Genomic DNA, 12156 nt, shown 5'->3' on the forward strand with positions numbered 1-12156 from the left:
GTTCATATAAATTCTTTTTTATACATTTAACGAAACCAAATAACAGCGATGTCAACCAATCAAACCACTTGTAAAAATTGCGAACAACCATTTGACAGTGACTTTTCATTTTGTCCAAATTGTGGTCAAAAAGACAAAGACGAGTTAACTCTGGGAGTGTTATTTTACAATACTATTACAAATTATTTTTCTTTCGATGCGCGTTTTTTTAAGAGTTTTCTTCCTTTGTTATTCATGCCAGGGTATATAGCCAAGCAGTTTGTAGAAGGTAAACGTTTGCAGTACTTGCATCCAGCACAAATGTATTTATTTGTTGTTGTCGTGTTTTTCTTTTTGTTTTCATTTAAAGCCAACGAACAAGCAAGTGAAATAGACAGAGAAATTGCTAGTGCATTTGAAAGTCATCAAAAAAAAGACTCCCTTTCTATTAAAGGTAAACAGGTCTTAAAAATAATAAACGACTCTTTGGATAGGGAAGAAGCTCGTGATGCGCTAAAAAACACCGCTATTTATACAGGAATGACGAAAGAGCAAATTGACTCCTTGGTTGATGGTGAAAATTTCAATAGGGATAAGTACAATTTTGGTTTAGAAGGCACGGAATTAGATTCATTGATAAAAATAAATGCTTCAGATAAGGATCTTTATAACGCCATGGGTTTAAAAGAGGGTGATGGTGCTTTTAAAAAGCGTCTATATGGGCAAGCTCTAAAGTTTCTGAAATCTAAACGGGGAGGTAGTATTTTACAAACTTTTTATGATACCATTCCCATTGCCATGTTTATTGTTCTTCCACTGTTTGCATTATTACTAAAACTGTTTTATAGAAAAAGTGGGCGATATGCACATCATTTGGTCTTTAGTTTTTACTTTTTCGCCTTTATATTTACTGTTTTTGGTCTTTTGGTAGGAATTAATTATATCACAGATATTCCAGACTGGATAGACACCTTAATTGTATTCTCTATATTTTTCTATTTAATAATTGCTCTCAAACGTTTTTATCAACAAGGTTGGTTTAAGAGTTTTTTTAAAGGTTCTTTAACAACGTTCCTATTTATTCCAATTGTATCTATAGTTGCCGTGGGAGTTGGTTTCTTTGCCTTTATGTTTTATTAGAGTTTATCCTTTAAATATTTACCAGTAATGGATTCTTTGTTGGCAACTATGTCTTCTGGAGTTCCAGAAGCTACAAGATATCCACCATATTCTCCACCTTCAGGACCTAGATCGATAACATAATCGGCACATTTAATCAATTCTAAATTGTGTTCTACAACTAAAATAGAATGTCCTTTTTCAATCAAGGCTTGAAAGGATTTTAAAAGCTTTTGAATATCGTGAAAATGTAAACCAGTAGTAGGTTCATCGAAAATAAACAAGGCATTATCACTTTTGCTCCCTTTTCCTAAAAAGGAAGCTAGTTTAATACGTTGTGCTTCACCACCAGAAAGGGTAGAAGAGCTTTGTCCTAAAGTCACGTAGCCTAAACCGACATCTTGTAAGGGCTGTAATTTGTTTTTAATTTTAGTTTGCTCATGTTTTTCAAAAAAAGCAATGGCATCATCAATAGTTAAATTTAAAATATCATCTATAGACTTATCTTCAAAAGTAACTTCCAAAACTTCCTTTTTAAAGCGTTTTCCATTGCATGTTTCACAAGTTAAATGCACATCTGCCATAAATTGCATTTCAATAGTAACTTCACCTTCACCTTTACAGGTTTCGCAACGTCCACCATCCACATTAAAAGAAAAATGCTTAGGTTGATAGTTTCTAATCTTGCTTAATTTCTGATTGGCGTATAGAGCACGAATATCATCATAAGCCTTAATATATGTTACTGGATTTGAACGAGAAGAGCGCCCAATCGGATTTTGGTCTACAAACTCAATATGTTTGATATTGCTAAAATTCCCTGTCATTTCTGAAAATTGACCAGGTTTATCTCCAAAATCGGTGAGTTTCTTTTGTAATGCCGGAAAGAGAATTTTCTTCACTAAGGTACTTTTGCCACTTCCTGAAACTCCTGTTATAACGGTTAACATCCCAAGTGGAATGGTAACATCGATATTTTTTAAATTATTTTCTCTTGCTCCAAGAATATCTACATGGTATTTGGATGTTCTACGTTTTTTAGGAACTTTAATTTCTAGTTTTCCATTTAAATATTGAGCTGTTAAAGAATTTGAAGCCAAAATATCTTTGAATGTTCCTGTTGCAACAACTTCGCCTCCTAGAGTTCCAGCTTCTGGACCAATGTCAATAATCTCATCGGCTTCTTTCATGATGTCTTCATCATGTTCCACAACAATAACCGTATTTCCTAAATCACGAAGCGATTTTAAAACCCCAATCAATCTTTCGGTATCTTTTGGATGTAAACCAATACTTGGTTCATCAAGAATATACATAGAACCAACCAAACTACTTCCAAGAGACGTTGCAAGGTTTATTCTCTGACTTTCACCACCAGAAAGAGTATTTGATTTTCGGTTTAGCGTTAAATAGTTCAAGCCAACGTTTTCTAAAAATAACAAGCGATTATTTATTTCTTTCAGCAAACGCTTGGCAATAGTTAAATCGTAGTCGTTTAATTCTAATTGCTTAAAGAAAGCAGTCAGTTTATTTAAAGGTAAATCTACCAAATCTGTAATAGTGGCTCCATCAATTTTAATATATTCAGCTTCTGGTCTTAAGCGTTTTCCGCCACAGGCTTTACATTTTGTTTTTCCTCTATAACGAGAAAGCATTACTCGATTCTGGATTTTATATGCTTTGGATTCTAATTCTGAGAAAAAAGCATTTAATCCTTCAAAATATTTATTTCCATCCCAAACAAGCTGTTTTTGTGCATCGCTTAATTGAAAATAAGGTTTATGAATAGGGAAATCGAATTCATGTGAATTGTTCACCAATTGATCGCGATACCAACTCATACTTTCTCCTCGCCAAGCAAAAATGGCATTCTCATAAATAGATAAAGCGGTGTTTGGAATGACTAAATCTTCATCTATACCAATAATATCTCCATAACCTTCACATTTAGGACAAGCTCCATACGGATTATTAAAACTGAATAAATGGACATTAGGTTCCAAGAAATCAATGCCATCAAGTTCAAATTTATTACTAAAAAATCGTTGATTGTTATCTTTTAAAGTTTCTACAGAACATTCGCCTTTCCCTTCAAAAAAACTTGTTTGTATAGCATCTGCCAAACGGTTATAAAAATCTTCTTCATGTTTAGTAATAATCCTATCGACTACTAAAAAAATAGATTCCTTTTTAGGAACGTCTTTGACATCTTCAATTCTTAAAACATCATTTTTAACTTTTACTCTAGCATAACCTTGTTGTTGAAGCACTTTTAGTTTGTCTTCCATAGTGCGACCTTCTTCTAAATGAATAGGAGCGAGGAGGAGAAGTTTTTCACCTTCATCAAAAGTTTTTATATAATTTAAAACATCTGAAACGGTATCTTTTTTCACTTCAAGTCCAGATTTTGGAGAATAGGTTTTTCCAATTCTGGCGAATAATAATTTTAGATAATCGTATATTTCTGTTGATGTTCCAACTGTCGATCTTGGATTGGTAGAATTTACTTTCTGCTCTATAGCAATGGCAGGAGCAATCCCTTTTATATAGTCAACCTTTGGTTTATTAAGTCTTCCTAAAAATTGTCGTGCATAACTAGATAGACTTTCTACATACCTGCGTTGTCCTTCGGCATACAGGGTATCAAAAGCTAAACTGGATTTTCCAGAACCTGATAAACCTGTAATTACCACTAATTTGTTTCGTGGAATAACAACATCTATATGTTTTAAATTGTGCAAACTTGCACCTTTAATAATGATGTTTTCTTTCGGATTTACTTGAGAAATATTTGGTATCATAAATGGCATCAGGAATAATTTCGCAAAGATACCATAAGTATTTCAGCCTAAAAAATAGATGATAAATGAAAATTTATATAAAAAAAGTGAATCATTTTTTGTTATTTTAAAAAGAATGTTATTATATTTGAAACTTATTAAACTAAAAATCACTAATCTAGCCTATAGCATAACTTTACTTTAACAAGCTTTTAACCCCAAACATAAAGGAAACTTTATGTGTTAAGTAATGATTATGCAAAAAGAACTTATCACAGATGCTATATTAGTTAGTAACTACATAAAAGGTCATGAGGCTTCTCTCGAAGTTTTAATTGTCAGGCACAAACAACGTATATACAGCTTTATCTATTCAAAAGTTTATGACAAGGACATTGCTGAAGATATTTTTCAAGACACATTTATTAAAGTTATAAAAACTTTAAAAAGACAAAAGTATAACGAAGAAGGTAAATTTTTACCTTGGGTTATGCGTATTGCTCACAATTTGGTAATAGATCATTTTAGAAAGAACACACGTATGCCAAAATTTAGCAATACGGGAGATTTCAACATTTTTTCTGTCCTGAGTGATAGCACATTGGATGCAGAGCGAAGTCTTATAAAAGAACAAGTAGATTCTGATATTAGAAAGATTATTCTGGAGTTACCAGAAGATCAAAAAGAAGTTTTAATGATGCGAATGTATAACGATATGAGCTTTAAAGAAATATCCGATAAAACAGGTGTCAGCATCAATACGGCTTTAGGTAGAATGCGTTACGCATTAATTAATATGAGAAAGATAATTGATAAGCATAATATAATTTTAACGAATTAAACAATATAAGTTAATTAGTTGCGTTTTAGACAGTAAACAACCCATAATTCATATTAAATGGCAAAACTTTACTCTCAAAAAAACCCCCAAAAACAAATTGATTTAAACCCTAAAGAGGAAACTATTAAATTTCTTCTTGATTATTCGAAGGCTTTAAGTGTTATAAATTGTAATAAGATGAAGTTTGAAGCACTTCTCAACTAAACTTTGGAAAAGTCCTAATTAGTCGTTAGGACTTTTTTGCTTTTAGAGCTTAATCAAATTCTAAAAAAACAAGTTACCCGACTCAGCTTCTTTGTGGCTTTAAGCCTCTTTTAGCCGACTCCAAGGGTTTGCAAGAAACAGGACAGTATTTAATTTATTGTTGCCCACAGATTTCGCAGAATTTTGAACATCAAGCTGCATACTGCGACTGTAACCTGAGACTACTTACAAATTCAATAAACAACAAATCAATGACTTAGATAGTCTAAAAATGCAATCTATATTTTGTCTTCTAGATATTGAGGGTGTGTTCTTAAAACACTTTTTCTTCCAATGGTTTTAGTAATAATATCCTTTTCTAAATTCCAACCTCTTGCTGGAGAATATTGTCGTCCATACCAAATAATTTGAAGATGTAAATCATTCCATAATGCTTCAGGAAACAAACGTTTCGCATCTTTCTCTGTTTGAACCACATTTTTTCCATTTGTAAATCCCCAGCGATACATCAATCTATGAATATGTGTGTCCACTGGAAAAGCAGGAATACCAAAAGCTTGAGATAATACTACTGCTGCCGTTTTATGTCCAACAGCTGGCAGTTCTTCTAAATCTTCGTAAGTTCTTGGAACTTGACCATCGTGTTTGTCAATTAATATTTTTGAAAGGCCAAAGATGCCTTTACTTTTCATTGGAGATAAACCAACGGGTCTAATAATTGCTCTTATTTCTTCCACAGATAATTTTATCATATCATACGGATTATCTGCTTTGGCAAAGAGTAGCGGTGTAATTTTGTTTACGCGAACATCTGTGCTTTGAGCAGACATTAAAACGGCAATTAGTAAGGTATATGGGTCTTTATGATCTAGTGGGACAGGAATTGTTGGATATAATTCGTTTAACGTATTTATAACATAATCTACCTTTTCTTGCTTGGTCATAAGTTGTATTTTTACAAAAATTGAATTTAAAACAAAGATACTATGACAAATTTAAAACCGGGAGATAAAGCACCAGATTTTAAAGCTAATGATCAAGACGGGAATTCTATTTCTTTAGGTAATTTCAAAGGAAAAAAACTGGTTTTGTTCTTTTATCCAAAGGCAAGCACGCCAGGGTGTACTGCAGAAGCTTGTAATTTAAGTGATAATTATACTAAATTTCAAAAAGCTGGTTATGAGATTTTAGGGGTTAGTGCAGATAGTGAAAAAAGACAAACCAATTTTAAAAACAAATATAAATTCCCTTATCCCTTGTTGGCAGATGAGGATAAAAAAGTCATTGAGGCTTATGGTGTTTGGGGACCAAAAAAGTTTATGGGGAAAGAATATGATGGTATCCATAGAACCACCTTTATAATTGATGAAAAAGGTATTATTGAAGAGGTAATTTCAAAGGTAAAAACGAAGGAACATACAGATCAAATTTTAAAATAAAAAAAAGCGACCATTTGGTCGCTTTTTTTATATTTAGGTTATACCTATTTGTTATTCATTTCTAAAAGTTTCTTCAGTTTCACAACCAAACAAACTCTTCTCTTTTATTAATTTCGAAACACCTTCTGGAAGCATTTCTTCCCAGCCTTCTTCTCCTTCATTTATCATTTTTAACACTGTTCTAGAGAAAACGGTTAAATTATTTTGGTCGTAATCGGTAATGTCTATTACCTTTCCATTGTATTTAAAGAATTTATACAATTCTTTCATTCTTGGATGTACTTTCAAGTTCTCGCTATTTGTAAGAGAACCATCATCATTTAACATAGGATACAGATAGACCCGTAAATCTTTAAAGAATAATTTTCCGAATGCTTCTAAAATTCCACCACTTAAATGACGATAATATTTTTCGTCGAAAATATCAACTAGGTTGTTAACACCCATGGCAAGACCCATTCTGCTCTTAGTATATTGAGAGAAGTATTCCACCAATTTATAATATTCTTGAAAGTTTGATATTAAAACTGTCTGACCTAATGAGCAAAGCAGTTTAGCTCTATCCATAAAATCCTGTTCGTCAATTTCTCCTTCTGCTCGTAAATTAGAAAGTGTAATTTCAAAAACAACTTGTGTTTTTTCAATATCCACTTTGTTTTCTTTAATAAACATGTCATAAGATTTATGAAACATGTCCATATTCACCTTAGTTACTGGTCTAAAACTACCACGTAAGGCTAATATGTTTTTTTTGTATAAAACTCTAGCAGGAAGCACGTTATTGCCATCTGGAGCAAACATTACGGCATCTGTCATGCCATTTTTAACCAATTGCAAGCTCATTAATCTGTTATCTACATCTTTAAATGCTGGTCCAGAAAAATTAATGGTATCTATTTCAAGTTGATCTTTATCTAAATGATCGTATAAGTAACGCAATAATTTTTTTGGCTCATTATATTTATAAAAAGCCCCATAAATTAAATTGGTTCCTAAAATGCCTAAGGTTTCTTGTTGTAGGCGCGCATCATTTTCTTTAAATCGAAGGTGAAGAGAAATCTCACTATATTCTTGATCAGGCTCAATTTGGTATCTAATTCCAACCCAACCATGTCCTTTGTATTGTTTTGCAAAATCAATGGTAGTTACCGTATTTGCAAAAGAAAAAAACATTTTATTTGGATGTTTCTCTCTTATTAATCTTTCCTCAATAAGATTTATCTCATGATCCAGCATTTTATGCAACCGAGCCTCGGTAACATAACGGCCATCAGCTTCTATGCCATATATGGCATCACTAAAATCTTTGTCATAAGCCGACATAGCCTTTGCAATAGTTCCAGAAGCGCCACCGGCTCTAAAAAATTGTCTTACTGTTTCTTGACCAGCACCAATTTCTGCAAAAGTTCCATAAATATGTTCGTTTAAATTTATACGAAGAGCTTTTGTTTTTATCGATGGTATTTCGTCAAATTCTTTGTCGCCTTTTAAGCTAATTTCCATTGTTAGTTTGGATTAAATCTTAGCTACAAAGGTATTGAATTACCATGTTAAACAAAAAAATAACCTTATTTTTGTTTTAAAATAAATATCATTGAAAATTACATTTTTAGGCACAGGCACATCTCAAGGAATCCCGGTTATTGGAAGTACACACCCTGTTTGTCTAAGTTCAAATTCTAAAGATAAACGACTAAGAGTTTCTGTTCTTGTAGAGTGGGATTCTTTTAGCTACGTTATTGATTGTGGTCCAGATTTTAGACAACAAATGTTAAGGGTTTCTTGTAATAAAATTGATGGTATTTTGTTTACACATGAGCATGCAGATCATACAGCGGGTTTGGATGATATTAGACCCTACTTTTTTAGACAAGGAGATATTCCTATTTATGCTCATAAACGGGTAATAGGGGAGCTTACACGTAGATTTGATTATATTTTTGTAACTGAAAATAAATATCCTGGAGCTCCAGGAGTAGCTATAAATGAAGTGAAAAATGAACCTTTTACTTTACATAATTTAGAAGTAGTTCCAATAAATGGTATGCATTACAATCTTCAAGTTTTTGGGTTTAGGTTTGATAAATTTGCTTATCTAACAGATATGAAAACGGTTGAAGATAAAGAATTAGAGAAACTTAGAGATTTAGATGTGCTGGTAGTAAACGCTTTAAGGGAAGAATCTCATATATCACATTTTAATTTAGAGGAAGCTTTGGCTTTTATAAAAAAAGTAAATCCTAAAAAAGCCTATTTAACGCATATCAGTCATTTATTAGGATTTCATGATGAAGTGCAAAATAAATTGCCAGAAAACGTATTTTTGGCATACGATAACTTAAAAATCACCATATAATGAAGAATAAAATATTTATGTACCTGTTTGTTTTCACGCTTTTACTTGTTGTCTTTCAATATGTGAATTCTAAAAATATTTTAGATGCTTACAATAAGAAATATGAAAAGAGCTTAGAAAAAATAACTACTTACAAAGATACTATTTCTAATTTGCGCGATCGGGTTTTAACGCTATCCGAATTTAAATTGGACGAAACTGAGGCCGCATTAACTTATTTTGAAGAAAGAGGGTTTAATGTTTCTGAATTAATTCCTTTTATTAAAGACGAACTTTACGAGTTAAATATTATGAAAGGCGAGGAGCATCCGCTAATTCCTTATGCATCTATGACAGGTGGAAAAATGCTTATTAATTCCATTAGAATTCTAAACCATAAATGGATTATTGCCAATTTTTCGGATGGAAAATATTGGGGAGAATTATTTATTAGTTATGAAATTACAGAAGATGAACATTTAAAGTTCAAATTGATGGATTCGTTTTTATATCCTGTTAATTAATTGACATTAAAATAATTAATTGCTTTAATGTGCTTTCCATCGGTTGTGTAACCCTCCAAAACAACTTCGTATAATCCATGATTATCAGAAGTAAAGAAGGTTAACTCTTTAGAGGCATCATTACTCAACGTCAAGTTTGGTTTCCATAGTAATTGTGTTCTGTAGTCTGGAATTCGAGATAACGTATCTGTAAGGTAATCTGGTTGATAATAAATTTTATTTTCTACTGGCTTTAACAACTGAACTTTTTCAATATTTCTGCTTAACGAAAAGTCGCTCTTTTTAGTAGCTATAGAAATAATACCATTGTATATTTTTGAGCCATAAATATAAATACCACTAACTGTACTTATGCTAAATATTTTATCGGCATCATAGTTTATTATTTGATTATTATCCTCAATTAATATACCATCACATAAAACTAAAGGCCTTGAGTCTAATATATTGTTAATATTAAAGTTTTTATAATCTGTTACTTGAAATACATAATTATCTCCTTTTTTGGAGATTGAAGCTGTAAGTATAATTTCAGTAAAAGTTTCTCTAATTGTAGGAAATCTGTTGAAATCGTCTAAAATAAAACGTGTTTGTAAGGAATTAAAAAATGGCTCATGGATAAAATTTTGTGAGATGCTATCAGTTTTACTGATTAAATAGGCATTTTCAATTTGATTTTTAATACTTCTGGTTTTTATCCAATCTCTAATGTTTGGATTTAATTTAATCGATTTAAATGTAAAATCGGTATATTCATCAAAACCTTCTTCATTTAAATGTAAGTTGTAATCTTGATAATTAGATTCTTGAACTTGTAGTAGCGCATTTGAAGCGGTATAATCCTTACTTAAAACAAAATAAAACTCTCCTGAAGCATTCGTTTTACTATTTTTAAATAGAAAATCGGATCCTGGGATAGAAAGAGATACTTGTTTGTTAGATACTGATACATCTGCACTATCTGCAGAAAGTTTTCCAGTAATGATATCTCCACGAAGTTCTGGTAAAAAATAGGTGTTTCGTGGTGGTTTGGAAACGCTTGATGTTTTTAATTCCTTGCTAACTGATACTGAATCCATTTTTCTAACAGACAAGCTATAATTCCCATTGTATGAATTAAACTTGTTTTTTTCTATGTTAATGGTTACTTTTTCTCTGGAGTTATAAGTAGACTTATTGGTTGATACTGAAATTGGATTATTAGAAACTTTTGAAATATCATTAAGTTCTTGATCTCTTTTAGAAATCTCCACACTATTAATATCACTCTCAGTTGAGGGTTTTAATTGATGGTCGTTAGAGAAAGGATTAATAATGTAAATGTCTTTTTCATAAAATGAATCGAGTATGTTGTTTTTTGCCCAATTGGTATATGCAATTAATTTATATTGACCTGTTTTGATTGTAGGAGGTATAAAAAATTCGCTAAATGAAATGCCATTGTCACTTTTTAATTTTTGTTTGAATAAAACTTTTTTGTCCGCGCCAATTAACTCAACATAGGTAATTTTACTAATGTCGCTAAAAGTGCTAGTTTCAGTATTGAGAGCAGTTATTTGATAGTATAAAAACTCTCCTGTAACCAAAAGGTTGGTATTGGTGTGAAGTTGTACTTTTTCTTTTGGAATTTGACTTTCTAAATAGTGGTATTCCTCTTTACTAATTTGACTGTAAAGGCACAAATTGGCAAGGATGAATAGTGATAAGAGTATATTTTTTTTAGTCATAATTATAATTAATCTTCCCAGAAATCTGGTTTTATGTTAGAAGCTACAGAAGTACAATCACCACATTCTGGGTTGACAAGAGTATAAATTTGGCCATCATTAGTTACATAATGATAGTCAGAATTAACAACACTTGAATATATTACTGGTCTATCTGTAAAAGGAAAAACTCCTCCATAATTTAATGAGATTACATCACAACTATATAGATAAGGTGGTTGAACCATTCCATCCTCTATATAATCTGTGTAATCAAAATAAATTCTTTTAGAATCTACCGTAGATACATCAAAATAGCCTATAACCTTTTCAGATGAATTTGATAATGAGTGAATATTTCCAGAAACAAACCCTGGCTGTGTAGGAGATAAAATGCTTCCAGAATCACCAAGATCGTCAATCATTTTATAAAAAGTATACGCTTCTAGACTTTGCACGTATTGCGTTACCAATATGCTATATCTATCTCTTATTACGCCATCATTTTCATCAATAAATCTCATGGGAAAACTAATAATGTTATTTTGATCTAAATCTATGTTTGACGTTTGAATGATTCCAACAGAATTTACAGTTTTATAACAAATACGTTCTTGTTCAATCCTTTCAGAAAGTATGATGTCAAACTGTATATCAGGACCAAAGTATTCAACATTCTCAAGATTTATATCGGTAAAAGTCCAGAAGGGAGCCACTATTTTATAAGTCTCTTCATATTCATATCTAAAATATTGAGCATCAGAGTTTTGGTCATCACTGTCTATAAAAACCTGAATACCATTTTCTCCAGTGCTTTTCGTAATAAATTCAGCATACAGATCTGTTATTTGGGATATAGGAGTAGATTCCACTTGGGTTGAGCTGTATTGTTTCCCATCTTGTGTAGTAATAAACAGCTGATAAGTCCTGTTTTCAATGGCTTGGAACTCTTGGTTTGATAAATAAATTCCTTCTGCGTTTTGCGAAAAAGAATAATTATTTCCAGAGCTGTCTTCTATCCATATATCGGCATTATTTTCATATTCTAGAGTCTGAGAGTCTAAAGCATAGGTTTTAGTAAGACTTACCTCCTGTTGCTTTAATTCATTTGTAATCGTGCTTTCTACAACAAAGGCATTAAGAAAATCTATAGATTCTACTTCAAAAGGCTCCTTACAATTAAATAATGAAATTGAAATCAAGAATAGAACGATATGTGTTTGTTTCAT

10 protein-coding genes are annotated in these 12156 nt (G+C 31.6%); 5 read left to right on the forward strand and 5 right to left on the reverse strand.

All coding sequences use genetic code 11. The features are described 5' to 3' along the window. Window positions 1-48 precede the first annotated feature (48 nt). The gene (locus IEV77_RS08350; RefSeq protein WP_188463743.1) at window positions 49-1119 is read left to right on the forward strand and encodes a DUF3667 domain-containing protein; all 1071 of its coding nucleotides are present in this window, start codon (window positions 49-51) and stop codon (window positions 1117-1119) included. Here the strand turns inward: IEV77_RS08350 and uvrA are convergent. After that, window positions 1116-3899: an excinuclease ABC subunit UvrA gene (uvrA, locus tag IEV77_RS08355; protein WP_188463745.1), complete on the reverse strand. Its 2784-nt coding sequence runs from the start codon at window positions 3897-3899 to the stop codon at window positions 1116-1118. The genes IEV77_RS08350 and uvrA overlap by 4 nt on opposite strands. A gap of 235 nt (window positions 3900-4134) precedes the next feature. Here uvrA and IEV77_RS08360 point away from each other — a divergent pair, with 235 nt between their 5' ends. After that, window positions 4135-4719: an RNA polymerase sigma factor gene (locus IEV77_RS08360; protein ID WP_188463747.1), complete on the forward strand. Its 585-nt coding sequence runs from the start codon at window positions 4135-4137 to the stop codon at window positions 4717-4719. A gap of 482 nt (window positions 4720-5201) precedes the next feature. On the opposite strand, the gene IEV77_RS08365 is transcribed toward IEV77_RS08360, so the two are convergent. Beyond that, window positions 5202-5867 (reverse strand): endonuclease III domain-containing protein, encoded by a 666-nt coding sequence (locus IEV77_RS08365; protein ID WP_188463749.1) that lies wholly within the window; start codon window positions 5865-5867, stop codon window positions 5202-5204. Between the two features lie 42 nt (window positions 5868-5909). Between IEV77_RS08365 and bcp the strand changes: the two genes are divergently transcribed. Further along, window positions 5910-6362: a thioredoxin-dependent thiol peroxidase gene (gene bcp / locus IEV77_RS08370; protein ID WP_188463751.1), complete on the forward strand. Its 453-nt coding sequence runs from the start codon at window positions 5910-5912 to the stop codon at window positions 6360-6362. 51 nt (window positions 6363-6413) lie between these two features. Here bcp and IEV77_RS08375 read toward each other — a convergent pair whose 3' ends face one another. Then, window positions 6414-7865: a TonB-dependent receptor gene (locus IEV77_RS08375; protein ID WP_188463753.1), complete on the reverse strand. Its 1452-nt coding sequence runs from the start codon at window positions 7863-7865 to the stop codon at window positions 6414-6416. Window positions 7866-7956: 91 nt separating this feature from the next. Between IEV77_RS08375 and IEV77_RS08380 the strand changes: the two genes are divergently transcribed. Together IEV77_RS08380 and IEV77_RS08385 are read left to right on the forward strand one after the other, a co-directional pair. After that, complete coding sequence (locus IEV77_RS08380; RefSeq protein WP_188463755.1) at window positions 7957-8718, forward strand: MBL fold metallo-hydrolase; 762 nt, start codon at window positions 7957-7959, stop codon at window positions 8716-8718. After that, window positions 8718-9221 (forward strand): hydrolase, encoded by a 504-nt coding sequence (locus IEV77_RS08385; RefSeq protein ID WP_229736619.1) that lies wholly within the window; start codon window positions 8718-8720, stop codon window positions 9219-9221. The genes IEV77_RS08380 and IEV77_RS08385 overlap by 1 nt, the downstream gene beginning before the upstream one ends. Here IEV77_RS08385 and IEV77_RS08390 read toward each other — a convergent pair. Both IEV77_RS08390 and IEV77_RS08395 read right to left on the reverse strand, forming a co-directional pair. Next, window positions 9218-10948, reverse strand: a complete 1731-nt coding sequence (locus IEV77_RS08390) for a hypothetical protein (RefSeq protein WP_188463757.1) — start codon at window positions 10946-10948, stop codon at window positions 9218-9220. The genes IEV77_RS08385 and IEV77_RS08390 overlap by 4 nt on opposite strands. Window positions 10949-10956: 8 nt before the next feature. Continuing rightward, window positions 10957-12156, reverse strand: a complete 1200-nt coding sequence (locus IEV77_RS08395; protein ID WP_188463759.1) for a DUF4249 domain-containing protein — start codon at window positions 12154-12156, stop codon at window positions 10957-10959.

Origin of the sequence: Xanthomarina arctica (genome assembly GCF_014638915.1) — a bacterium.
Taxonomy (GTDB): Bacteria; Bacteroidota; Bacteroidia; order Flavobacteriales; family Flavobacteriaceae; genus Xanthomarina; species Xanthomarina arctica.

What these genes read in the sequence shown, in the direction of transcription:
- IEV77_RS08395 (WP_188463759.1), bottom strand. Translation starts at nt 12,156, where the DNA reads ATGAAACAAACACATATCGTTCTATTCTTGATTTCAATTTCATTATTT.
- IEV77_RS08365 (WP_188463749.1), bottom strand. Translation starts at nt 5,867, where the DNA reads ATGACCAAGCAAGAAAAGGTAGATTATGTTATAAATACGTTAAACGAA.
- IEV77_RS08390 (WP_188463757.1), bottom strand. Translation starts at nt 10,948, where the DNA reads ATGACTAAAAAAAATATACTCTTATCACTATTCATCCTTGCCAATTTG.
- IEV77_RS08375 (WP_188463753.1), bottom strand. Translation starts at nt 7,865, where the DNA reads ATGGAAATTAGCTTAAAAGGCGACAAAGAATTTGACGAAATACCATCG.
- IEV77_RS08350 (WP_188463743.1), top strand. Translation starts at nt 49, where the DNA reads ATGTCAACCAATCAAACCACTTGTAAAAATTGCGAACAACCATTTGAC.
- uvrA (WP_188463745.1), bottom strand. Translation starts at nt 3,899, where the DNA reads ATGATACCAAATATTTCTCAAGTAAATCCGAAAGAAAACATCATTATT.
- bcp (WP_188463751.1), top strand. Translation starts at nt 5,910, where the DNA reads ATGACAAATTTAAAACCGGGAGATAAAGCACCAGATTTTAAAGCTAAT.
- IEV77_RS08360 (WP_188463747.1), top strand. Translation starts at nt 4,135, where the DNA reads ATGCAAAAAGAACTTATCACAGATGCTATATTAGTTAGTAACTACATA.
- IEV77_RS08385 (WP_229736619.1), top strand. Translation starts at nt 8,718, where the DNA reads ATGAAGAATAAAATATTTATGTACCTGTTTGTTTTCACGCTTTTACTT.